Source organism: Leisingera sp. ANG-M1 (genome assembly GCF_000813745.1).
GTDB lineage: Bacteria > Pseudomonadota > Alphaproteobacteria > Rhodobacterales > Rhodobacteraceae > Leisingera.
In genome coordinates, this window is sequence record NZ_JWLC01000024.1 from 42,573 (window position 1) to 65,215 (window position 22,643).

At 62.7% G+C, this 22,643-nt stretch carries 18 protein-coding genes; 10 read left to right on the forward strand and 8 right to left on the reverse strand.

Annotated features, from left to right (window positions below):
- Positions 1 to 51 precede the first annotated feature (51 nt).
- Positions 52 to 720, forward strand: a complete 669-nt coding sequence (locus RA19_RS19105; protein ID WP_152615827.1) for a hypothetical protein — start codon at positions 52 to 54, stop codon at positions 718 to 720.
- Here the strand turns inward: RA19_RS19105 and RA19_RS19110 are convergent.
- Entirely contained in the window at positions 658 to 1,395 is a 738-nt protein-coding gene (locus tag RA19_RS19110; RefSeq protein WP_039165658.1) for a hypothetical protein, read from the reverse strand. The genes RA19_RS19105 and RA19_RS19110 overlap by 63 nt on opposite strands.
- A 111-nt stretch (positions 1,396 to 1,506) precedes the next feature.
- Between RA19_RS19110 and RA19_RS19115 the strand changes: the two genes are divergently transcribed.
- Positions 1,507 to 1,848 (forward strand): hypothetical protein, encoded by a 342-nt coding sequence (locus RA19_RS19115; RefSeq protein WP_152615828.1) that lies wholly within the window; start codon positions 1,507 to 1,509, stop codon positions 1,846 to 1,848.
- 218 nt (positions 1,849 to 2,066) lie between these two features.
- Here the strand turns inward: RA19_RS19115 and RA19_RS19120 are convergent, their stop codons facing one another.
- Positions 2,067 to 3,086, reverse strand: coding sequence for an AraC family transcriptional regulator (locus tag RA19_RS19120; protein ID WP_039165775.1), 1,020 nt, complete (start codon positions 3,084 to 3,086; stop codon positions 2,067 to 2,069).
- A 105-nt stretch (positions 3,087 to 3,191) separates the two neighbouring features.
- On the opposite strand from RA19_RS19120, the gene RA19_RS19125 reads away from it, so the two are divergent.
- A complete protein-coding gene (locus RA19_RS19125) occupies positions 3,192 to 4,973 on the forward strand; it encodes an acyl-CoA dehydrogenase (RefSeq protein WP_275041748.1) in 1,782 nt (593 codons plus the stop codon).
- 56 nt (positions 4,974 to 5,029) lie between these two features.
- The gene (dmdD, locus tag RA19_RS19130) at positions 5,030 to 5,836 is read left to right on the forward strand and encodes a methylthioacryloyl-CoA hydratase (protein ID WP_039165662.1); all 807 of its coding nucleotides are present in this window, start codon (positions 5,030 to 5,032) and stop codon (positions 5,834 to 5,836) included.
- Here dmdD and RA19_RS19135 read toward each other — a convergent pair.
- Positions 5,833 to 6,738 (reverse strand): LysR substrate-binding domain-containing protein, encoded by a 906-nt coding sequence (locus RA19_RS19135; RefSeq protein WP_052261942.1) that lies wholly within the window; start codon positions 6,736 to 6,738, stop codon positions 5,833 to 5,835. The genes dmdD and RA19_RS19135 overlap by 4 nt on opposite strands.
- An 89-nt stretch (positions 6,739 to 6,827) precedes the next feature.
- Between RA19_RS19135 and RA19_RS19140 the strand changes: the two genes are divergently transcribed.
- The 3 genes from RA19_RS19140 to RA19_RS19150 all read left to right on the forward strand — a co-directional run bounded on the left by RA19_RS19140 (position 6,828) and on the right by RA19_RS19150 (position 11,308).
- Positions 6,828 to 8,459: an AMP-binding protein gene (locus RA19_RS19140; RefSeq protein WP_039165666.1), complete on the forward strand. Its 1,632-nt coding sequence runs from the start codon at positions 6,828 to 6,830 to the stop codon at positions 8,457 to 8,459.
- Positions 8,460 to 9,566, forward strand: a complete 1,107-nt coding sequence (locus RA19_RS19145; RefSeq protein ID WP_082020624.1) for a dimethylsulfoniopropionate demethylase — start codon at positions 8,460 to 8,462, stop codon at positions 9,564 to 9,566.
- 287 nt (positions 9,567 to 9,853) lie between these two features.
- Positions 9,854 to 11,308, forward strand: a complete 1,455-nt coding sequence (locus RA19_RS19150) for an MFS transporter (RefSeq protein WP_052261943.1) — start codon at positions 9,854 to 9,856, stop codon at positions 11,306 to 11,308.
- Between the two features lie 69 nt (positions 11,309 to 11,377).
- Here the strand turns inward: RA19_RS19150 and RA19_RS19155 are convergent, their stop codons facing one another.
- The 5 genes from RA19_RS19155 to RA19_RS19175 form a co-directional block, all read right to left on the reverse strand.
- On the reverse strand, positions 11,378 to 12,631 hold the full coding sequence (locus RA19_RS19155) for an aminotransferase class V-fold PLP-dependent enzyme (RefSeq protein ID WP_039165669.1): 1,254 nt from the start codon (positions 12,629 to 12,631) through the stop codon (positions 11,378 to 11,380).
- Positions 12,632 to 12,865: 234 nt separating this feature from the next.
- The gene (locus RA19_RS19160; protein ID WP_039165672.1) at positions 12,866 to 13,594 is read right to left on the reverse strand and encodes an aspartate/glutamate racemase family protein; all 729 of its coding nucleotides are present in this window, start codon (positions 13,592 to 13,594) and stop codon (positions 12,866 to 12,868) included.
- A complete protein-coding gene (locus RA19_RS19165; RefSeq protein WP_039165674.1) occupies positions 13,591 to 14,856 on the reverse strand; it encodes an NAD(P)/FAD-dependent oxidoreductase in 1,266 nt (421 codons plus the stop codon). The genes RA19_RS19160 and RA19_RS19165 overlap by 4 nt, the downstream gene beginning before the upstream one ends.
- Complete coding sequence (locus RA19_RS19170) at positions 14,853 to 17,078, reverse strand: TRAP transporter permease (protein ID WP_039165676.1); 2,226 nt, start codon at positions 17,076 to 17,078, stop codon at positions 14,853 to 14,855. Before RA19_RS19170 ends, RA19_RS19165 begins: the two co-directional genes overlap by 4 nt.
- A 139-nt stretch (positions 17,079 to 17,217) precedes the next feature.
- Positions 17,218 to 18,228: a TAXI family TRAP transporter solute-binding subunit gene (locus RA19_RS19175; RefSeq protein WP_039165680.1), complete on the reverse strand. Its 1,011-nt coding sequence runs from the start codon at positions 18,226 to 18,228 to the stop codon at positions 17,218 to 17,220.
- A gap of 157 nt (positions 18,229 to 18,385) precedes the next feature.
- Here RA19_RS19175 and RA19_RS19180 point away from each other — a divergent pair, with 157 nt between their 5' ends.
- From RA19_RS19180 to RA19_RS19190, 3 genes are all read left to right on the forward strand, one after another.
- Complete coding sequence (locus RA19_RS19180; RefSeq protein WP_039165683.1) at positions 18,386 to 19,309, forward strand: LysR family transcriptional regulator; 924 nt, start codon at positions 18,386 to 18,388, stop codon at positions 19,307 to 19,309.
- Between the two features lie 289 nt (positions 19,310 to 19,598).
- Positions 19,599 to 21,290 (forward strand): thiamine pyrophosphate-binding protein, encoded by a 1,692-nt coding sequence (locus RA19_RS19185; protein WP_039165792.1) that lies wholly within the window; start codon positions 19,599 to 19,601, stop codon positions 21,288 to 21,290.
- Positions 21,291 to 21,493: 203 nt separating this feature from the next.
- Entirely contained in the window at positions 21,494 to 22,609 is a 1,116-nt protein-coding gene (locus RA19_RS19190; RefSeq protein ID WP_039165685.1) for a cystathionine gamma-lyase, read from the forward strand.
- Positions 22,610 to 22,643: the final 34 nt, after the last annotated feature.

Consider the following 22,643-nt stretch of genomic DNA (forward strand, 5'->3'; position numbering starts at 1 on the left):
TGCGCACTCGCTGTGCGTGTGCGCGCTTCCATTTTTCAAAGGGAGAAGAACATGGAACCCAAAAACATTCGCGCTCACATGCAGGCTATCGAGGAACGGTTCAAAGCCGAGAACCTGACACTTTATGTGTGTACAAACCCGGATGAATTGCCGGCCCTGTTGCACGAGGTGGGCAAAAAGAGCATCCACCCGATGTCGGAAGTCAGCGGCGAGGAACTGGCCGCGGGCCGCGCTTTCTGGCTGTTTCTGAAACGGGCGGACCGCTGCATCACTTGCATCTCTGCCAAGCTCGTCGACCTCGGCGGCAAGGACTTCGGGAGGTACTTCCGCGGCCTTGCGGCCTCGCGTTACGGCGGCCGCAAGGAGGTTGTGGCCAGTGTCTCGCAGCCGCTTGTCGATGAGCTGCAGGGCCGGCTGATCTATTTCGGCGGCATCGAAGTGGCGCCGGACGAACGCGGCGGGATCCGGCGGCTTGGGGATTTTGCCCAGTATGTGAAACTGCTGGCAGCGCTGCGCTGGGACTTTGACTGGATGTACACGATCATCGCCTACAAGCATCGCCGCCTGGCTGATGATTATGGCTTCAACGGCAAGTACCGCAACGCGATACGCTGGGCGGACCCGGCGCCGGAAGGGCTGGCCAACGATCAGATGATCCTAGGCCTCAACGCGGTCCACTTCTCGCACATTGTCAGCAGTGTCGAGCCAGGTAAGCTTTGAGAAAACTGCAGTGACCGGCTCGCCTCTCGGGTCGGTCACCCGCATCGTCACCTTTCGGTAGCCGCCCCGCACTCTTTGCGCCTTGATGATCACATCAATCTCTTCATCCGTGACCAGATAGGGGACTTCATCAAGCATCCTGTGCGACTGCATCGCGCGCGCGATGATTTTCTCCTCAAAGGAGCCGACGATACGGTAGAAATCGCGGTTGCCGGCCAGCATCAGCCGTTCTGCAGTTGAGCTGCGCTTGCCAATCTGAATCGGATGCATGATCCGGTCAGTGGGTTTGATCGGCTCGTAAAGGTCGATCTGGTCTTCGAACCACTCCCAGTTTTTCAGCACTCCGCCTTCCTGATGGAACCAGTCCAGGATGTGGTCGGTTGTCACGTTGAAGCCTGCGCGCGAGCAGGCGGCATGTTCGGTATTGGCGAGCTCTGCCGCCCGCCACCGGTTCAGGCTGGTTGCAGCGGCTTGTTCTTCAACGGGAAATTCAAAGAAAAACTGAATAGGGATGCGCAGGCCGGCCGACAGGCGGGCCAGCGAAGAGGCCGGTATCTCCCGGTTGTTCCGCATCTGGCTGCGCAGCGTGCCGTAGTTGAGTCCGGAAATCGTGCAGGCAGTTTTCAACTTCACCCCTGCGATCTTGCAAGCAGCGTCAATCCGGTCAGCGATCATTGGAGGCCTCGAAAGTTTACATATGTGAACTTCTAGCCAAAAGATTGACAGCTGTGAAGTAAAAGCTGACAATCAATGCTTGTGCAGGGGATGCAAAAGTTAGGACGGCCATTGAAGCAGACAGACGCAAAACTGCATTGCGCTGACGGGGATCAAAACGACCCGGGCAGCAGCGGCGGCGAGTTGGCGCTGCTTGAGAAGGCGTGCAGAATGTCTGGGCGGAGTCTCGGCTTTTGGACCAGTTTCACAGACGGTCTTGATGAGAAATCTCTGGCTTTGCTGGCCGCTAGGGCGCACATGATTTCTCCCGATATTACAGCATCTTGCGATGCACTGCAGCGCGATCAGAGCGAAGCTGTATCGCTGTTTTCGCAAGTAGGGGACCGGGACCGCGAAGCGCTGCTGGTGGCCCTGCGGAGCCTGGTGGAGCTTCGCAAGGGGCGGCTGAATTGAGCAAAGTCAAGGAGGGGCGATTCTCGGCCCTTGCCTGAGCGCGGGGCGCATCCAGGACCTATCTGCCTCAAAGAACATTTGAACAACCCATCGTAGGGTCCACTGCATCAGGTCACGGAGTAAGCCGCCGTCCAGTTTGATGCGTGCGTCCTGCCAGGCTGCGAAGCCCAAGGGCCCGTTGCCAAGCGGACCGCAAGCAGTAGCGCAGGCAGTTATGTTCAGGACGGCAGCCGCCTGTAGGAACTTGGCGTGGCGCCGGTCCAGCGCCGGAAGGCCCGGTGGAAATTCGCCGAGGAAGAAAACCCGACGTCCTGAGAGATTTCCTCGATGCTCTTTATCCCTGCCTGCAAATCGCCGATAGCAATGTCGCGCCGCAGCCCATCCTTGATGGCTTGAAAAGAGGTGTCCTCTGCCTCCAGCCGGCGGATCAGCGTTCTTGGCGTCAGCTTCAATGCCTTCGCGGCCCCGGCCAGATGGCAATGCGCCCAGTCCGTCCGGTAAAGGAACTCCCGGATCCTCAGCGACTGGCTGTGTTCATGGAAGCTGGTAAAGATCCAGTCGCGCGGCGCCCGGTCGAGAAACGCCTTCATTTCTGCGCTGCTGCGGGCTCCCGGCGGACCCAGTTCCGCGGTGTTGAAGGCAATTGCAGAACAGGGGGCCTGGAAACCGGCTTTGGCAGGGAATATGACCGAGTAGTCCGCTGCAAATTCCGGGCGAACAAAGGAAAATTGAATCGAGCGGACCGGCACCTCGTATCCTGCCAGCCACGACAAAAGCCCATGCGCCAGTTTCAGGATCAGCATATGCCCAAAGCGCTGTGGCAGCTGATCTGCATAAGGGGTTAGCTGCAGTTCAATGCTGCCGTCATGGTGGACGAGGCTGAGCCTGTAATCGTCGAGCAGCAAGTTCCAAAAGGTAGAAAACCTGTGCAGGGCCGAGGGCAGCGAGCTGGCTTCTCGGACCGTGGTCAGCAAGTGCTGCAAGGCCCTGGAGCGGACCGGACGGCTCCACAGCCCCATCATCTCGTCGCCGGTCTCGACGGCGGCGATCTGATAAAGGCGCACGATCTGATCCAGGGTGACCCGGTGGGCGGGCTGTCCGTGGACGGCGTCCATTCCCGATCGCTGCAAAAAGGAAGACAGCTGGCTGCTGCTGCTGCAGCTCCGCAAGGCTGTCAGCCAATCACCTGCGAATTGCGAGGAAACCGTGGCAAGGCTGGAGGAACCTGAAAGGGGCATCGGGCGGTGTTCCTGCTCCATTTGTCACTTTTGGATAGGATCTTGTCCTGTATGGAGGTGGAACTGCTGATCGGCAACATGTATTTGGCACAAGGAAACAATTCTATGGGAGCAGCCGAAATGCCCTACCAGGCGCCGGTACGCGATATCATGTTCAATATCGAGCAGCTGTCAGCCTGGCAGGAGGTGGCCGCTTTGCCCGCCTACAGCGGGGTGGATCAGCAGGATGTGCAGGCGGCGCTGGAGGGGTTCGGCCGTTTTTGCGCCGAGGTCATCGCACCGCTTTCGGCTGTTGGGGACGGGACAGGGGCGGAATTTGACGGCTCGGCCGTGACCCTGCCTGCGCCTTATGAGCAGGCGCACCGCCAGTTTCAGGAGATGGGCTGGCAATCGCTGTCCCACCCGGTGGAATTTGGCGGCATGGGGCTGCCGCGCGCAGCCGGTGCCGCGGCCACAGAGATTCTCAATGCGGCCGACACCAGTTTCGGGCTGTGTCCGCTGCTGACCGATGGTGCCGTTGAGGCGCTGCTGCTGACCGGGTCGGAGGATCAGAAAGAGCGCTACCTGGCGCCGCTGATCTCCGGTCTGTGGTCCGGCACCATGAACTTGACTGAACCGCAGGCCGGCAGCGATCTGGGCCGGGTGCGCAGCAAGGCTGAGCTGCGTGCCGACGGCTCTTATGCGGTCAGCGGCACCAAAATCTTTATCACCTATGGCGAACACGGCTTGACCGGGAACATCATTCACCTGGTGCTGGCGCGCACGCCGGGCGCCCCGGCAGGGCCCAAGGGGCTCAGCCTGTTCATCGTGCCCAAATTCCTGGTAGAAGACGATGGCAGCCTCGGTGCCCGCAATGCTGTGAAATGCGTCAGCATTGAGCACAAACTGGGCGTCCGCGCCAGTCCGACTGCCGTTCTGGAGTATGACGGCGCCACCGGTTTCCTGGTCGGCGACGAGAACCGCGGCCTTGAATATATGTTTGTGATGATGCGGGCGGCCCGGTTTGCGGTTGGCATTCAGGGTGTTGCGGTGGGGGAGCGGGCCTGCCAGCACGCTGTGGCCTATGCCCGGGAGCGGGTGCAGAGCCGCCCGGTGGACGGCAGTTCCAAGGAGGCGGCTGCAATCATTGAACACCCGGACGTGCGCCGCATGCTGATGCGGATGCGGGCGCTGACCGAAGGCGGCCGCGCCCTGGCCATGGCCACCGCAGGCTGGCTGGACCTGGCCCATCACGGCAGCGGCGGCCGAGAAACCGCAGCGATGGCCGATTTCCTGGTGCCGCTGGTCAAAAGTTTCTGCACCGAGCGGGCTGTGGAAACGGCCTCGCTCGGCGTACAGGTTCACGGCGGCATGGGCTTTATCGAGGAAACCGGGGTGGCGCAGTTCTACCGCGATGCCCGGATTCTGCCGATCTATGAGGGCACCACGGCGATCCAGGCCAACGACCTGCTGGGCCGCCAGGTGCTGCGCGACGGCGGTGAAACCGCCCGCCGGTTTGCAGGTATGATTGCAGAGACTGAAACGGCCCTGCGCGCCGGCAGCGCCAAGGCGCAGGCCATCGCAGGATGCCTGGCAGAGGCGCGCGGCCATTTCGAGGCCAGCCTTGCCTGGCTGCTGGACACTACGCCAAAGGATCCCAACGCAGGTTTTGCCGGCAGTGTCCCCTTTCTGATGCTGACCGGGACATTGGCGGCCGGCTGGCAGCTGGGCCGCGCTGCGCTGGCAGCCGAAGCCAAGCTGGCGCAGGGCGAAGAGGATGCCTTTATGTCGCGCAAGATCGCAACCAGCCTGTTTTTCGCGCAGCACATCCTGGCGGAGTGCGGCACCGAACGCTCCCGGATCACCAATGGCAGCGCCAGTGCGCTGGACGCTGATTTCGAGATCTGACCCACACAAGACACAGGCACGCCCAGTGCCTTCCAAACATTGCAAAGGCCTGACCCATGTCCCACGCAACCGACCCTACGACTTATGAAAACCTTGCTATCGAGGTGCGCGAAAACGGCGTCTATGTCGTCACGCTGAACCGCCCGTCCAAACGCAATGCGCTGGATGTGGCCACGATCGAGGAACTGGTCCGCTTTTTCAGCAACGCCCATCAGGGCGGCGTCAAGGCGGTGGTGCTGGCAGGCGAGGGCGACCACTTCTGTGCCGGCCTTGACCTGGTGGAGCACTGGAAGGAAGACCGCAGCCCCGACGATTTCATGCATGTCTGCCTGCGCTGGCATGAGGCGTTCAACAAGATGGAATACGGCGGGGTTCCGGTCATCGCAGCGCTCAAAGGTGCAGTCGTCGGCGGCGGGCTTGAGCTGGCCAGTGCGGCGCATGTCCGGGTGATGGAGCAGACCACTTATTTTGCCCTGCCCGAGGGCCAGCGCGGCATCTTCACCGGCGGCGGCGCCACCATCCGGGTGTCGGACATGATCGGCAAATACCGGATGATCGACATGATCCTGACCGGCCGGGTCTACCAGGGGCAAGAGGCCGTCGACCTGGGCCTGGCGCAGTACATCACCGAAGGCTCCAGTTTCGACAAGGCGCTGGAGCTGGCGGACAAGGTGGCGCAGAACCTGCCGCTGACCAACTACGCGATCTGCTCGGCGATCAGCCATCTTAACAACATGTCCGGAATGGATGCAGCCTATGCCGAGGCAGTGGTGGCCGGGGTGGTGAACACCCAGCCTGCCGCACGCGAACGGCTGGAGGCTTTTGCCAATAAAACCGCGGCGCGGGTGCGGCCCAACAGCTAGGTCCGGCCGCTGCCGGGCTGCGGCCCGGTCAGAACCTTCAGGATCGTCCGTCCTCTTCGCGTTTCAAAGAAACCAGGGCGGGCGATCAGCCAATAGCCTGCTTCAGAGACAGCGGTGTCTTCCGACAGCCGCACGAGGCTTCCGCCGGCCAGCAGATCCTCGACCACGCCAAGCCAGGCCAGCGCAATACCGGCGCCGGACAGGGCCATGTGCAAAGCCAGCCCGTGGTCGTTGACAGCAGTGCGCCCGGCCGGCAGGGCAAGGCCGGATTTGGTCTGGCGCAGCCAGTCGTCCCAGCCGATCCAGCGGTGTTCCGGGTCTTCCTGTTCAATCACCGGCAGATCTGCCGGGAATTCCCCCTGCGGTGCGCGCCGGACCCTTTCAGCCTGCGCAGGCGCAGCCACCGCGCAGACCTGTTCGCGAAACAGCAGCCGGGCGTCATGGCCGGGCCAATCGCCCTTGCCGAAAATGATCCGGCAATCAGCCTCCTCACGCAGCAAATCGGCATCTTTGACCAGCGTCACCACCCTCGCCGGAACCCCCAGGGCGGCAGACAGCTCCGGCAGCCGGGAGGACAGCCAGTAGGCGCCGATGCCCGGGTAGGTCGCGATGGTCACCGGAGATGCCGAAGCCGTTTGCCGCAGCCTGTCGGATGTTCGGCGGATGGCATCGAAGGACTGCGACAGGGTATCAAACAATTCATTGGCTGCTGCCGTTGGCTCCAGGCGGCCGCGCTCCTTGGTGAACAGCGCTGTACCCAGATCCTCTTCCAGACGCTTGATCTGATAGCTGACGGCTGGCTGCTGCACATTCAGCGCCTTGGCGGCGGCGGTGTAGCTCCGGCGCGCAAATGCCTCTTCGAATGCGCGAAGGGCTTTCAGGGGCGGCAGGGTTTCTGTCATTGAAAATTTCAATCCTAGCAGTGATTTTTTCCTTATACTCCAAAGCATAAAGGCGAACTATTGAATTTCAAAAGCCGCGCATTCATCGAATGGGGAAGACCATGCAAGAGCTCTATGCCCGCCTTGAAAAGACAGCCGCCAACTATGTGCCCTTGTCACCTGTGTCGTTCCTGAACCGGGCGGAAAGCCTGCACGGAAGCCGGACTGCGGTGATCTATGGCGGGCTGCGGCGCAGCTGGGCGGACGTCGCGGCCCGGGTGCGTCGCATAGCCAATGGCTTGGCGGCGCAGGGGATCGGCAAGGGCGACACGGTTTCGGTGCTGTGCCCGAACATCCCGGAATTGTTTGAGCTTCATTTTGCACTGCCGCTGACCGGGGCTGTGATCAACACGCTGAACACCCGTCTGGAAACAGAGACAATTGCCTACATTCTGGATCATGCCGAAAGCAGGCTTGTGATCGCCGACCAGGAGCTGATCCCGCTGCTGGCCAATGCTTTTAAGCTGCTGGGGCGTTCGATCCCGGTCATCGAAATTGCCGACCCTGAGGCCGGATGCACGGAAACGCTTGGCGGCATGTCTTACGAAGACTTGCTGGAACAGGGCGCGGAGACGGCTGCGCATGGCCTGCCGGAAGATGAATGGGATGCCATTGCGCTGAACTACACATCGGGCACCTCCGGACGGCCCAAGGGCGTGGTCTATCACCACCGCGGTGCTTATCTGATGGCGCTGGGGACGGTGGCGGCCTGGCAGCTGCCGCATTACCCGGTCTACTTCTCCGTCGTGCCGATGTTTCACTGCAACGGCTGGGGGCACCCCTGGGTGATGGCGATGCTGGGAGGCACCATGGTCTTCACCAGAACCCCGGCCGCGGACCGCATTCTGGACGCCATCCGCAGCAACGGCGTGACCCATTTCGGGGCGGCTCCGATTGTGCTGCAAATGCTGGCCGAGGCCGAAGCGGATGCGGCCTTCGATCCGGCAGTCAGGGTGCTGATGGCAGGCGCACCGCCGCCGCCGTCAGTTCTGGAAAAGACCCGCGCGATGGGGTTCGAGGTGACCCAGGTCTACGGGCTGACTGAGACCTACGGCCACATTTCTCAGTGCCTGTGGCAGGACAGCTGGGACGGGCTGAGCGCCGTTGAGCAGGCTGAACAGCAGGCGCAGCAGGGGATTGCCATGCCGATGGTCGAGGCAGTTGCGGTGATTGATGCCGGAACCGGCCAGCCGGTTGCCCGCGACGGTGCGGCCCAGGGCGAAATTGCGGTGCGCGGCAACACTGTGATGAAGGGCTACTACAAGGACCCCGCCGCGACGGAGAAGGCCTTTGCCTACGGTTGGTTCTGGTCCGGCGACGGCGCAATTGTGAACCCGGATGGCTACATCCGGATCCGCGACCGGCTGAAGGATGTGATCATCTCGGGCGGCGAAAACATCTCCTCGGTCGAGGTGGAGGCGGTGCTCTACCGCCACCCGGCTGTTCAGGCTGCAGCCGTGGTTGCCATGCCCGATGCGAAATGGGGCGAAAGCCCTTGCGCCTTTGTCGAGCTCCGCCCCGGTTCCGACGTCTCAGCTCAGGATATCATCCAGTTCTGCCGCGAACATCTGGCCGGCTTCAAACGGCCCAAAGCCGTTGTTTTCACAGAACTTCCCAAAACCTCAACCGGCAAGATCCAGAAGTTTCAGCTTCGCGAAACCGCCAAAACCATGAGCACCTGAATGAGCCACATGATCTCCCATTCCCGCCGCTTGCGCGACACGCCCTTCACCCCCGGTGTCGAGGCCGCCGGCGTGAAAGGCTACACTGTCTATAATCGTATGCTGCTGCCAACGGTGTTTGAGAGTGTCGAAGCCGACTACCACCATCTGAAGACCCATGTGCAGGTCTGGGATGTCGCTGTGGAACGGCAGATTGAGCTGAACGGCCCTGATGCGTCGCGGCTGATGCAGATGCTGACCCCGCGCGACCTGTCGCGGATGCAGGATGACCAGTGCTACTATGTGCCGGTCACCGATCAGCGGGGCGGTATGCTCAACGATCCGGTGGCGGTCAAGCACAGCGATACGCGGTGGTGGATCTCTATCGCCGACAGCGATCTGCTGCTGTGGGTCAAGGGGCTGGCCATCGGTGCGGGGCTGAATGTCGAGGTGTTCGAGCCCGACGTGTCGCCGCTCGCGGTGCAAGGCCCCAAGGCAGAAGCGCTGATGGAGCGGATGTTTGGCAGCGCGGTGCATGACATCCGCTTTTTCCGCCAGAAGCGGCTGCCGTTCGCAAGCACGTCCTTTGTGGTCGCGCGTTCGGGTTATTCCAAGCAGGGCGGTTTCGAGATCTACGTCGAGGGAACCCGGCACGGCATGGCGCTGTGGGAGGCGCTGTTCAAAGCCGGGGAAGACCTAAACGTCCGCGCGGGCTGCCCGAATCTGATTGAGCGGATCGAGGGCGGGCTGCTGAGCTACGGCAATGATATGACGGCCGAGAACACCCCGCTGGAATGCGGGCTGGGCAAATTCTGCTGCCCTGCGGAAGGTATTGATTTTATTGGCCGTGATGCTTTGGCGGCTGAGCTGGCCAGCGGGCCGGCCCGGCAGATCCGGGCCATCTCGATCCCAGGTGAACCGGTCATCCCACCACGCACTGCCTGGCTGCTGTTCAAAGACGGTCTGCGCGCAGGGCAGGTCACATCCGCCGCTTGGTCTCCGGATTTCGCAACCAATGTGGCCATCGGCATGGTGGAGGCGGGCCATTGGCAGGACGGCACCGAACTGACCGTGGAAACACCGCAGGGAGCGCGCCTGGCCCGGGTGCAGGAACGGTTCTGGGCGTAGGCCGGCACAACGACGGCCAGGCGGGGGAGGGAAGCCACTTAGACTGCGGTGTTCTGGCATGCGGGCGGAGAAGACGCGAGCGCAGCCGTGGCCTCTCCTGGCCGCAGCCGACCTACGGCCGGTTTGAATACTGCGCCCCGACGCCACTGCCGGCGACCGGGTGCATACTGAGGCCCGCTGCATTGCCATGTTCTGCCCTGGTGCCTGTTTCAACAGTTGATTTTTTCCCTTGACCTCAACCAACGTTGAGGCCCTAGCAATACTGCTGTCCGAACGAGGAAAGCAAAATGACAGCAGCAGGCACCAATCCAGATGCAGACAGCTTTGTGCCGTGGAAAGAGTTTCTGACAAGCGCCCATGCGCCGCCACTTGCCCTGGTTTGTCTCGCGGTTTGGCTGCACGCAGCCGACTCGCTGATCGTTGCGACAATGCTCCCCTCCATCGTTTCCGAGGTTGGCGGGGCCGGTGTGGTGAGCTGGTCGGTGTCTCTCTACGAGATCGCTTCGGTTGTTGCTGGCGCTGCCAGCGCGTTGTTAACAGTGCGGCACGGGCTTCGGGCGCCGATGAGCCTTGCCGCGGCATTGTTCGGGTTTGGCTGCTTGCTAAGCGCGGCCAGCCCGAACATGGCTCTGATACTGGCAGGCCGGTGTTTGCAGGGGCTTGGCGGCGGCGGGCTGGTCTCCATGTCTTTTGTTGCCGTGGGGGTCATGTTTCCCCGGCGCTATACGGCGCGGGCTTTGGCGATGGTCTCGGCCTTTTGGGGCATTTCGGCATTTCTGGGCCCTCTGATCGGCGGTTTCTTTGTCGAATATGCGACATGGCGCTGGGGGTTCGGCTTCTTTGCGCTTCAAGCCTTCGGGCTTGCGGCCTGGATTGCGCTGCGGCCGGATTTGCCCGCTCCGCAGGGGCAGGGTGCGGGCAGCTTTCCTGTCAGGCGCTTGGCGCTGCTGTTTCTGGCGGTGCTGCTGGTTTCCACCGGCGGAATTGAAGTCGGAGCGCTGCAAACCCCGGTTCTTGTTGCGGCGGGGTTGCTTTGCCTGGCCGTTTTCCTGCAGCTGGATGGCCGTGCCGCAGCAGACCGGCTGCTTCCAAACCGCCCGTTCAGCCTGCGCAATACCACCGGCGCCGCCTTTGTGATGATCCTGTCCTTGTCCATGGCCACTATTGCGCTGACTGCCTTCGGACCGCTTCTGGTCACCGCAATTCATGGTGTTTCTGCTCTGACCGCCGGCTTTCTTGCGGCCTGTTCTTCCATTGGGTGGACCATTGCGGCTGTTCTGGTCAGCGGGTCGCCCGAACGGCTGGACCGGCGGATGATCGGGGCCGGGATCACGCTGGTTGTCTTGAGCATTGCCGGATTTGTCTATGCAATTCCAAACGGCCCGGTCTGGCTGATCGCGGTGTTCGCTGCAATGGATGGGGCTGGTTTCGGCATGGCGTGGACGTTCATCCTGCGGCGGACAACATCCCTTGCCGATCCGGCGGAGGTGCAGCGGATCTCAGCGGCGATGCCCACTGTTCAAAGGCTGGGCTACGCCCTGGGTGCCGCCTATACCGGTATTGCCGCAAACGCAGCCGGGTTTGTGTCCGCAGCTACGCCCGCCGCGGCCGCGGATGCCGGCAGGTGGATCTTCCTTTCCTGCCTGCCTTTCGGCCTGTTGGCCTTGGCGGCGATGATCGCTGTTGTGCGCAGCGGGCCGGATAGTCAGGGCATGCCTGCCGCAAGGGAGCCTTCCCGTTGACAGGATGCTGGCTGCGCCCCATCCAAGAGCACAGCCTGTTTCGGTACTTCCCGGCTGGGTTGAAAGGTGTCAGCTCGTCAGCTCTTTCATGACTCCAAGAAACTTGGCGACCTCTCCGACGCTGTTGTAGTGGCACATGGAGACACGCACGCAAGAATCCATGCCCAGCGGTGCCAGGATGTTGCCGGAGTAGTGATCCGCCTTGCGCAGATGGGTGCGGATCCCTTGTTCGTTCAACCGCTTTACCACATCCACCGATGGAACCCCCTCCACGGTCAGCGAAACCAGCCCTTCTCTGGCCGGGTTATCGGCACCGCCCAGAATGGTGACGCCCTCCATTTCCGCCAAGCCGGGCAGGTTGCCTGTACCGCGGATCATTGCATCGGTCAGGGCCTTTTCATGGGCATGGATGGCCTCGCCCGCAGCTACGAATTTCGCACGCCGGTCGGTGGCATCGCTGACTTCTCCGCCAAGCCATTCCAGGTAATCGGCCACATCCGAAAGCGTCGCATAGCTGCCGGTGTCGCGGGTGCCCATTTCCCAGTTGTCCTCAGGCCCGTCGATCAGCGCGTTATGCGGCACATGGGTCAGCCGGTCGGAAATCCAGGCCAGGCCATAGCCATGGCGCGAGAACATCTTGTAGGGCGAGATCACATAGCCGTCGACGCCATAGGCCTCCAGGTCGATGCGCCCGTGGGCGGCATGCTGGATGCCGTCAACGATGATCAGGCAGCCCGGTGCCACCTCGCGGATGGCAGCGGCGCAGGCGGCAAGGTCCACGCCCATGCCAGTGACAGGCGAGGTATGGACGATGGTTGCCACCACGGTTTCCGGCGTAACGGCCTTGGCATAGGCATCGGCGGTGATAGTACCGCTGGCGTCGTCATGGTCGATCAGCACATGCTTTTGCCGCGCCACCCCAGCCCAGCGGGCACAGGCGGAGCGGGTTGACGGGTGCTCCAGCGTCGAACCCAGCACGGTGCCGCCCTCAGCCGAGCCGAGGCAGGCGTTCATGATCAGGCGGAACAACAGCTCGGTGCCGCTTTCGCCGGCAAAGAACTGGCCGCCCGGCGCGTTCATGAAGACGCGCATGTCGTCCTTGGCCTTGTTGATCACCCGCACCAGCTCGTGGCTGCCGGGGTTGTCGCGGCCTTGGTTGTCGGCGATGGCAGCGTATTGGGCCGAGGTCTCCACCACCGATTTCAGCGTCAGCGCGCCGCCGGCGTTTTCAAAGAAGATGCGGCTGCCCTGCTGCGGGCAGCTGTCGACCTGGGCAAAGCGGTCTCTGATTTGCTCAAGGATTGTGTCGGTGATCTGGCTCATGATGGTCCTATCGGGTGGAATTTGGTTTCCGCGCCAGATTAATGGCCAGCACCTCGCGCTACATGCAAAAGATTTGGGGGCTCAGAGCCGGAAATCTCTGTGGCAGCTGGCACTGCCCGGCAAGGCTTCTATAACGAGACGAACCGCCCGGCCGCAGGCCGGGCAGCGCCCGACCCTCCCCACGGGAGGGCGCTTACGCACCCACCCAGGGTCGGACGCTGCCCTCAGCGTTTTTTAGGTTATGAAGCCAGAAAACGGCACACGCAGCGCAGCCCTATGCACCATCTCAGACAGGGTGATGATATCAAACACTGGCCGGTTCAGCTCCGCCTGCAGCGCATGCGCATAAGGCGGCAGGTCGGTGCACTCCAGCACGATCGGGCCGATCTCCGGATTGCGTTCAATCATGCCCTTGGCCGCGGCCAGCAGTTCCGCCTCAACCTTGGCCAGGTCCATCGCGGTGCGCTCATTGCGCAGGATCACGGTGGAGAATTCCTCCGCATCGTCCAATCCCTGCACCGCAATCGGCGTATGTTCCGCCCCGACACCCTTCAAGTGCGCTTCGGTCAGGCTGCCGGATGAGGCGGTGATCACCCCAACCGTGCGCCCGGTCATCTGATGCGCCAGCGGCACCTGGATCAGCGAGGAGACAAACACCGGCACATTCACCGCCGCCGCGATCTCTTTCTGGAAAATCGCCAGGAACCCGCAAGAGCCGGTGATCGCCCGCACGCCCTTGGCCTCCAGCCGCTTGGCGGCATCGATCAGCCGGTCCTTCATCTCGCCTGTCGGATTGGCCAGCAGCTTTGGCACGGTGATCCCGTCCAGCATTTCATACAGCGTGGTAAACTGCAGGCTGGAGGGGTTCTTGATATGGCCGGGCGGCTTGGGGAAATAGCTCTCCAGCGCCAGCACGCCGATGGAGACGCCGCAGATGTTCTGCCCGCCGGGGTGGATGGTCATGTCTTGATCCTTTCATACCGCCGCGCGCGGAACGGCGCGAGGTCTTCGTTCATCGGGGTTTGGCTGACGATATCAGCCACCAGCCGCCCGGTTTTCGGCGCCATCATCAGGCCATAATGGCTGTGGCCAAAGGCGGCGATCAGGTCCGGGAAGCCCTCGACCTCGCCAATGCAGGGCAGGCTGTCGGGCAGGCTGGGGCGCTGGCCGGACCAGGTGTCTATGTCGGCTGCATTCAGATCAGGCAGCAGCGCCCTGGCCAGTTCGACCAGCCCGTCGAGGCGTTTCTGATTGAGCGGCTGGTCGAGGCCTGCAAACTCGGCGGTGCCCGCCACCCGCAAGCCTTCCTCCATTGAGGAGGCCACGAATTTCATGTCCATATCCATGATCGAGTTGTTGAGCGTAACACCCGGGTTCTTGAACGACACGTGATAGCCGCGCTCCGATTCCATCGGGATCCTGATGCCCAGCGGTTTCAGCAGTTCTCCGGACCAGACACCCATCGCCAGCACCAGCTTCGGCGTCCATTCCTGGCCCGCATCGGTGGTATAGGCCCAGCCGCCGCGCTCGGCGGGCAGGATGCCCCGCACAGTTTGGGCCAGGATCTCGCCGCCCATGGATTGGAACTTCTCTGCCAGAACCGTGCAGATGCGGCCCGGAGAGGTCGCCCGCGCCTGGCCTTTGATCAGGATCGCTGCCTGGAACTCCGGCGTCAGAGCGGGTTCCAGATCGCGCAATTCGCTGGCGCCAATCCGCTCCAACTCCGCCCCGCGCTCACGGCGCATCCGGTAGTCGGTGGAACTCAGATCCGCAGCCTCCGCATTGCGGAAGGCGTGGACGTAATAGCTGTCCTGCACCAAGTCCTCATGCCCAGTGCCGGCCAGATGCAGCCGGTACATCTCCACGCAGTTCCGGTTCAGCGTGTCCATTGCATCGGAGATCTGCTGGATCCGCCCTTCGCGCCCTTCGGACAGAAACCGCAGCCCCCAGGGTGCGACCTTGGGCAGATAGCCGGGCTTTACCGACACCGGCCCCAGCGGGTCCAGCAGCCAGCCCGGCACCTTCTTCCACAGTCCGGGCATCGATTGCGGCACCACCGACCACGGCGAGATAATGCCGGCATTGCCGTAGGATGTCGCCTGGCCCGGCGCATCGCGGTCAATCAGCCGGACACGCAGCCCCCGCTCGGCCAGGGAAAGGGCCGAGCAGATGCCGACGATCCCGGCCCCCAGGACCGTTACGTCTGGGGTGGCCAGGCCGCTCATTGAGCGGCCTCGGCCTGCAGTTTGCGCTGCTGGCCCAGCTGCTGCACCAGGGCCGGAGCCATGATCACCAGAGCCGCGATGTCCGAGCCGCCGGACGGCGCCACCAAGAGCAGGCCCCCGATGGCCATCAGCAGCCGCCAGATGCCGCTAAGCGGTGCCAGGAAATAAGCCGACACAGCCGTGGCGATAGCAAACACGCCCAGTGCGCAAGTGCCGGTCACCTGGATGAAGCCAAGCCACGTGAAATATTCGGGCAGCACGATCAGCATCACCGGCGCATAGACAAACACCATCGGCACCATCAGCTTGCCCAGTCCCAGGGTGAAGGCATTGAGGCCGGTGCGGAACGGGTTGGAGCCCGCAATCCCCGCCGCCGCATAAGCCGAGGCGCAGACCGGCGGGGTGATCTCGGAAATCACACCGTAGTAGAGCACGAACATATGGGTGGCGAGCGGCGGCACGCCCAGCTGGCTCAGCGCCGGCGTCGCAACCGCAACCAGCATGATGTAAAGCGCCGTGGTCGGCAGGCCGGCACCCATCAGGATACAGGCCATGGCAATCAGCACCAGCGACAGGAACTGCTGAATCGACGGCTGGCTGAAGGCCTCGATGGTGGTCCAGTCCAGAAGCGGGGCCAGAGCCGCCGCCATATCTGCAGCACCTCCAGTGACCATGAAGCCCAGGCGGAAACCAACGCCGGTGGTGTTGATCACACCCACCACGATACCCACGGCCGCCGAGGCTGCACCCACCGCCAGCGCATACTGCACGCCGACATGGAAGCTGTCGAACAGATCCCGGAACTTCTGCCGCTCGTTTCGGTGAAGGCAGGCCAGGATGGTCAGCGCTGCCAGCATTCCCGCCATCACGGGGCTGTAGCCTTCGCCGGAATAGGGCGAGGCCTTCCACAATATGAATCCGAGCAAGACAAAGGGGATCAGCATGGTTGCAGGCTTGTTGAAGGCGCAGAAACCGGTGACCACACACAGGCTGAGGCCGATAAACGCCGCCATGTTCGGCGAATAGCCCGAGAACAAGACAAGCAGCAGGGCAATCAGCGGAATGATCGTGTACCAGCCGTCTTTCCAGACTTGCAGGAACTTCGGCAGCTGATCCTTGGGATAAGCGGTCAGGCCCAGTTTCTTGGCGGTGAAATGCACGATCGAGATCACCCCGATGTAATGCATCATCGCCGGCACAATCGCCGCAATCACGATGGTGGTGTAGGGCACCTCCAGGTATTCGGCCATCAGGAAAGACGCCGCGCCCATGATCGGCGGCGTGATCTGCCCGCCAGCCGACGCCGCTGCCTCAACCCCGCCTGCGAAATAGCCAGGGTAGCCAAGCTTCTTCATGTTGGGGATGGTCAGCGAGCCGGTGGAAACGGTGTTGGCGATGGAAGACCCGGAAATGGTGCCGAAAAAGGCCGAGGAGACCACCGACACCTTGGCCGGGCCGCCGGTGTAACGGCCTGCCAGCAGCATGGCATTGTCGACAAAGAACTGCCCCAGCCCCATCCGCTGCGCCACCACGCCGAACAGCACAAAGTGGAACACCACGGTGGAGACCACCCACAGCGTCACGCCGAAAATGCCTTCGGACGGGAAATACATGTTGTTGACGAACTGCTGCCAGTTCACGCCCGGATGCTTGAGGATCTGCGCCGGCATATAGGGGCCGAACAGCGCGTAGACCATGAACACCAGAATGATCAGCGGCAGCACAAAGCCTATGGTGCGCCGGGCGATCTCAAGCACCGTCAGGATCAGCACCGAGCCGAAGAACACATCGAGGCCGGACGGGTTGCCCTGCCGCAGCGCCTGCTCGGCGATGTCGAACCCGAACATGTCAAAGCCGCGCCAGCTTACCCAGAGGAACAGCGCTGCCGCCATGCTGAGGCCGGTGAGTGCCCAGTCATAAAGGGGCACATTGCCGGGGCGCAGCGGGTTCGGCCCGCGCCATTCCAGGCTGCGCGCCGATTTGATCAGCGGGAAGCCCACAAAGATGAACAGGAACAGCCCTGCCAGGTGAATGCCCATATGCACATGGTCCACCGGTGTGCCGAACCCGGCCGTCCACAGGTGGTAAAGGGCAAAGGCGATGGAGGCCCAATAGATGACGCCGGTCAGCTTGGGTCCGTTGTCGCGCGTGTTCAGAGCGGAGTCGTACTGCTTCTCCAGCTCCTCAAGCGCTTTGTTGTCGAGATGGGTGTCCAGGGACATCGGGGTCTCCAATTCCAGGAGTTTCACCGGTGCAAACGCCGTGCATCCGCCGCAGCAGTCAGGGGGCAGCAGACAGGGGCACCGGGAGATAAAAAACGGCAGCAAGGCGCACCCTGCTGCCGCAGTTCAGGGGGAGAGATTACTTCAGCAGGCCGACTTCGCGGTAGAAACGCTCAGCACCCGGGTGCAGCGGCACACCGATGCCTTCGATACCGTCCAGCGCGGTCTCCAGGGTGATTGCCTTGCCTTTCGGATGGCCGTTATCCAGCAGCTTGCGCGCGGTATCGGACCACATCGCCTTGGTGATGCCGTAGATCAGCTCTTCGGACATGTTGGCGTTGGTGACCAGCATGCCGGAGACCGCAACGGTGTTCACGTCATAATCCACACCCGGATAGGTGCCGGCCGGAATGGTCGAGGGGATGTAGTAGGGCACGGTGGTATTGGCCATCTTGATCTCTTCCGCCGACCAGTTGTGCAGCTCCATGCCCTTGGTGTTGTCGAGCTGGATCATTGCTGCCACCGGAGTGCCTGCCGCATAGAAATAGGCATCCAGCTGGCCGTCGGCGATGCGTTCGGCGGACTGGGCGTTGTTCAGCTCGGCTTCATCCATGTTGTCACGGTTCACGCCGTGGTCGTCCAGGATCAGCTCAACCGCGATCTGAGTGCCGGAGCCCGCCTGGGCGATGCCAACGCGCTTGCCTTTGAGGCTGGCCAAGCTGTCCAGCTTGTGGCCTTCGGGCAGCACCAGGTGCAGATCTTCCGGATAGAGGTTGGCAATCACCCGCAGGTCGGGTTTGGCGTTGCCTTCGAACTTGCCCTTGCCGTGATAGGCAAAGTGCAGGGTGGCCGCACCCGACAGGCCCGCTTCCATCTGGCCATTCTGAATCGCGTTCACGTTATGGGCTGATGCATTGGTCGATTGCGCCATCGCCACCAGGCCGGGCACGCCGCAGTTGCCGCCCTCACCGCACTCGCGCGAGCCGGGCGGGTTGGAAATCGCGTTGGCAATGATGCCGCCGATCGGGAAATAGGTGCCGCCTGCACCGCCGGTGCCGATGCGGAAAAAGGTCATGTCCTGCGCCACTGCGGCGCCGGTCAGCATGGTGCAGGCCAGTGCCGCACCGGTCAGTTTCTTGAAAAGTCCCATTGTCTCTTCCCTTGGTTTTCGGGCCGCAGCTTGCCTGCCGCAGCTCACTCCTCCGATCCTTGCATCATGGGAAAGGAAAAGCATAAGTACAAATTTAAAATTATACTGTATGTATAGATTGAATTTATGTTGGATTTACGCTGGAGGGAGCGGATTCATGAACTCACATCAGCTTGCGGTGTTTCATGAAGTGATGAAAACCGGCTCGGTCAGCCAGGCCGCCCGCAACCTTCACCGCACCCAGCCCGCGATCAGCGCTGCCATCAAGACGCTGGAGGAGGAACTGGGCCTGACCCTGTTCCTGCGCGAGGGCCGCCGCCTGGTGCCGGTGCCCGAGGCGCAGTATCTGATGGAGGAAGCCACCGAGATCCTGTCGCGGATGGAGACCGCGCAGCAAAATCTGGCCAATATGCGCGACCGGCTGCAGGGCTCGATCCGCATCGTGGCGATGCCGGGGCCCTCGACCTATCTGCTGCCGGAATTCATTAGCCGATTTGTGGCAGGCAAGTCCGAGGTGAGGGTGACGCTCGCCACCCGCTCCTCGCCGCAAGTACGCAGCCTGGTGGCGGCCAGCAGTTTCGACATCGGCTTCTGCGACATGACTCGCTTCCGCGGTGACCGGAAGCTCTATGCGGCCGAGGAGCTGCCCAGCAATTGCCTGTGCGCGGTACCCGCCAGCCATCCGCTGGCTGGCCGGGACGTCATCACCGCCGCCGACCTGAACGGCCAGCCGATGGGTGCGCTGCAGCCGGATCACAACACCTATCAAGCCACCTCGCAGGCCTTCCTAGCCGCGGGCGCCGAGTTCAACCTGCGCTATGACGCGCAGTATTTCCTGCCGCTGTTCCACTTCATTGCAGCGGGGCAGGCCTGCGCCGTGGTCGATGTGCTCAGCGCCGAAAGCTACCGGCGCAGCAATGCGGGCGACGAGCGAATCCGTTTTCTGCCGTTCGATCCGCAGATCCCCTTTGGCTATTCCATCCTGACCCCCAGCGAGCGGCCGCTGTCGCAGCTGGCGGCCAGTTTTGCCGGGGCCTGGCGGGAGTACGTGCAGGACATCCTGATGGATGCTGCCGGGTAGCCGGAATTTTGGGAAAATCCGGAGGCCCGCGTCACTTGTGCCCGCGGTACTTGGGGCCGGCCCGCGCCCGCCCGCTCCATCCTTTAATGACTTGTCCCGGGGAAACGCCGGTCAGGCCTTTCCTCTGACGGGGCGGGCGCCTGGCGCTTTGATCCAGCCGTTTTCCTGTATCCTTAAATTTGGTCTTCACATCTATCTACAGAATTGTATACAGTTTGGAGCACGAATCCCGGGCATCTCCCCGGGGCAGGTTTCATACAGGTTTGAGGGGGCACCCATGAAGAACACGATGACCAATTCGCTGAACGGCGCAGAGGCGATGGTGCGCTCTCTGGAGGCGCATGGCGTCACACATATCTTTGGCCTCTGCGGCGACACCACGCTGCCGTTTTATGATGCGATGAACCGGCTCGAGCACGGCATTACCCATGTGCTGACCCGCGACGAGCGCAGTGCCGCCTATATGGCCGACGGCTTCTCCCGCGTGACCGGCCGGGTTGGCGTGTGCGAGGGCCCCTCGGGCGGCGGCGCCACCTACATCCTTCCGGGGCTGATCGAGGCCAACGAAAGCTCTTATGCGGTGCTGTCGATCACCACTGACATCTCGGTCGGCTCCTACGGCAAGTACCCGCTGACCGAGGTCGACCAGGAAACCCTGATGGGGCCGCTGACCAAGTTCAACACGGTGATCAAGCGCGCCGATCACATCCCGCGCATGGTGCGCCAGGCGTTTCGGGCGATGACCACCGGCCGCTCCGGCTCGGCGCACTTGGGGCTGCCGTATGATATCCAGTATGACGCCGTGCAGAGCGATGACATCTGGGGCGATCCCAAGCATCAGAGCTACCCCTCCTACCGCGCGGCCCCCGAGCCGGGCGCAGCCGAGGCCGCAGTGGAAGCCATCCTCACCGCCAAATCGCCGCTGATCGTCTGCGGCGGCGGCGTCGTGATCTCCGGCGCGATGGAGGAGCTGGGCACGCTTGCCTCCCGCCTCGACATTGCCGTCGGCACCTCGATCTCCGGCAAGGGCTCGCTGGCCGACACCCACCCGCAGTCGCTGGGCGTGGTCGGCTCCAACGGCGGCACCAATGAGACCTGGGAGATGATGGAGGCGGCGGATCTGGTGGTCTTCATGGGCTGCCGCGCGGGCTCCACCACCACCTCGCGCTGGGAGGCGCCCAAGCCCGGCCAGCGTATCGTGCATTTTGACAACGACCCGATGACCATCGGCGCCAACTACCCGACCGAAGTCGGCGTGGTCGCCGACCTGAAACTGGCCCTGCAGGCGGTGAACGCCTATCTGGACGGCCGCGCAGGCGACGTGCCCTCCTTTGGCGGGGCTGCCAAGGTGGCCGACATCAAGCAGCGCAAGTTTGCCAAGTTCGAGGAACTGGCAAACAGCAATACCGGGCAGGTGCTTCCGGAGCAAATCATCCACGCGCTGAACCAGAACCTGCCCGATGATGCCATTGTGGTTTCCGACCCCGGCACCAGCTGTCCCTATTACAACGCCTATTCGCAGCAGAAACACCCGGGCCGCCAGTACATCACCAACCGTGCGCACGGCGCGCTGGGGTATTCTCTGTCGGCGTCGCTCGGCGCTTGGTTCGGGCGGCCCTCCAGCAAGGTTGTGGGGATGATGGGCGATGGGTCCTTCAACTTCACCTGCGGCGAGCTGGAGACCGTGGTGCGCTGCAACGCGCCGATCACCTATGTGGTATTCTCCAACGCCAACTTCGGCTGGATCAAGGCAAGCCAGCGCGACGATTGCGAGAAGCGTTACTACAATGTCGACTTCAACCGCACCAATCACGCGGCGGTGGCCGAGGCATTCGGTGTCAAGACCTGGCGGGTGGAGAAGCCGGAAGATCTGGATCAAGCGATCAAGGAAGCCTTTGCCCATGACGGCCCGACTCTGATTGATGTGGTCTGCCAGGCGCTGGAAGAAGCCGCCGCTCCGGTCCGCCGCTGGATGGGGTGAACTGTTTCGGAATTGCACCGCCCGGCTGCAGGCCGGGCAGCGCCCGTCCGCCCCCAGGGGCGGGCGCTACGCTTCCGCTCGCGGCCGGGCACTGCCCTTAGCACTTTGTTCCAAAACCCTGCTGGCTTGCAGCAACCGATTTTCTTTCTGTCTTTGGCCCGCTATCAATCCTGAAACCCCGATTTCAGGAAAGGCGCCCGCCCATGGACAGACCCACCGCTCCCAAAGCCGGAGCCATGCTGCATCTGCGCGGCAATACGCTGACCGAAGGCGAGCCGGTGGCGCTGCCGCTGACGCAAAGCTCAATGTACCACCTGCCGGGCGACTGGACCGGCGGCCCCAGCTATGGCCGGGTGGACAATGCCACCTGGGAACAGCTGGAACATGTGCTGGCCTACCTGGAGGAGGCGCCGACGCTGGCTTTCCCCTCCGGCATGGCGGCGATCTCGGCGTCGCTGTTTGCCACGGTCAAGGCAGGCTCCCGTATCCTGATCCCCTCGGACGGTTATTACGTCACACGTCGCCTCAGCGAGCGGTTCCTTCAGAACCTCGGCGTTGTGGTCGAGCAGCGCCCGACCACCAGCTTTGCCAACGGCGGCTTTGAAGGTTTTGACGTTGTTTTTGCGGAGACCCCCTCCAACCCCGGGCTGGACCTCTGTGATCTGCGGGCAATTGCACGGGACGTCCATGCGGCCGGCGGTATCCTGATCGTTGACAACACTACCATGACGCCGCTGGGACAGCGGCCGCTGGAGCTGGGCGCAGATGTTGTCGTGGCGTCCGACACCAAGGCGCCGGGCGGGCATTCGGATGTGCTGATGGGGCACCTGGCCACCCGCAACGACGACATCCTGCAGGCCGCGCGCGAATGGCGGCAGTTCGGCGGCGGCATCCCCGGCCCGCAAGAGGCCTGGCTGGCGCACCGGGGATTGGAGACTCTGGACGTGCGCTTTGACCGGATGTGCTGCACGGCTGAGGTGCTGGCCGAACGGCTGGCCGTCCATCCGCTGGTGCAGCAGGTCCGCTTTCCGGGACTGAAATCCGACCCCTCGCATGAATTGGCCAAACAGCAGATGGCACGGTTCGGTTTCCTGATCTCGATCACGCTGGACAGCGCAGAGCAGGCGGATGCCTTCATCAACACCTGCCCGCTGATCCGATCGGCGACCTCCTTTGGCGGAGTGCATACCTCGGCCGAACGCCGCGCCCGCTGGGGCGACGCGGTTGCGCCTGGGTTCATCCGCATCTCGGTTGGCACCGAGCCGGCAGAAGAGCTATGGAGCGCCATGGCAGCATCGCTGGACGCACTGGCCGGCTGAACCTGGAAGCTGAAATCTGCGGCTGTCCCCGCGG

Bases quoted from the DNA above. Each gene is read 5' to 3' on its own strand.
- RA19_RS19105 (WP_152615827.1), top strand. From the start codon at position 52: ATGGAACCCAAAAACATTCGCGCTCACATGCAGGCTATCGAGGAACGG.
- RA19_RS19110 (WP_039165658.1), bottom strand. From the start codon at position 1,395: ATGATCGCTGACCGGATTGACGCTGCTTGCAAGATCGCAGGGGTGAAG.
- RA19_RS19120 (WP_039165775.1), bottom strand. From the start codon at position 3,086: ATGCCCCTTTCAGGTTCCTCCAGCCTTGCCACGGTTTCCTCGCAATTC.
- RA19_RS19125 (WP_275041748.1), top strand. From the start codon at position 3,192: ATGGGAGCAGCCGAAATGCCCTACCAGGCGCCGGTACGCGATATCATG.
- dmdD (WP_039165662.1), top strand. From the start codon at position 5,030: ATGTCCCACGCAACCGACCCTACGACTTATGAAAACCTTGCTATCGAG.
- RA19_RS19135 (WP_052261942.1), bottom strand. From the start codon at position 6,738: ATGACAGAAACCCTGCCGCCCCTGAAAGCCCTTCGCGCATTCGAAGAG.
- RA19_RS19140 (WP_039165666.1), top strand. From the start codon at position 6,828: ATGGGGAAGACCATGCAAGAGCTCTATGCCCGCCTTGAAAAGACAGCC.
- RA19_RS19145 (WP_082020624.1), top strand. From the start codon at position 8,460: ATGAGCCACATGATCTCCCATTCCCGCCGCTTGCGCGACACGCCCTTC.
- RA19_RS19150 (WP_052261943.1), top strand. From the start codon at position 9,854: ATGACAGCAGCAGGCACCAATCCAGATGCAGACAGCTTTGTGCCGTGG.
- RA19_RS19155 (WP_039165669.1), bottom strand. From the start codon at position 12,631: ATGAGCCAGATCACCGACACAATCCTTGAGCAAATCAGAGACCGCTTT.
- RA19_RS19160 (WP_039165672.1), bottom strand. From the start codon at position 13,594: ATGACCATCCACCCCGGCGGGCAGAACATCTGCGGCGTCTCCATCGGC.
- RA19_RS19165 (WP_039165674.1), bottom strand. From the start codon at position 14,856: ATGAGCGGCCTGGCCACCCCAGACGTAACGGTCCTGGGGGCCGGGATC.
- RA19_RS19170 (WP_039165676.1), bottom strand. From the start codon at position 17,078: ATGTCCCTGGACACCCATCTCGACAACAAAGCGCTTGAGGAGCTGGAG.
- RA19_RS19175 (WP_039165680.1), bottom strand. From the start codon at position 18,228: ATGGGACTTTTCAAGAAACTGACCGGTGCGGCACTGGCCTGCACCATG.
- RA19_RS19180 (WP_039165683.1), top strand. From the start codon at position 18,386: ATGAACTCACATCAGCTTGCGGTGTTTCATGAAGTGATGAAAACCGGC.
- RA19_RS19185 (WP_039165792.1), top strand. From the start codon at position 19,599: ATGACCAATTCGCTGAACGGCGCAGAGGCGATGGTGCGCTCTCTGGAG.
- RA19_RS19190 (WP_039165685.1), top strand. From the start codon at position 21,494: ATGGACAGACCCACCGCTCCCAAAGCCGGAGCCATGCTGCATCTGCGC.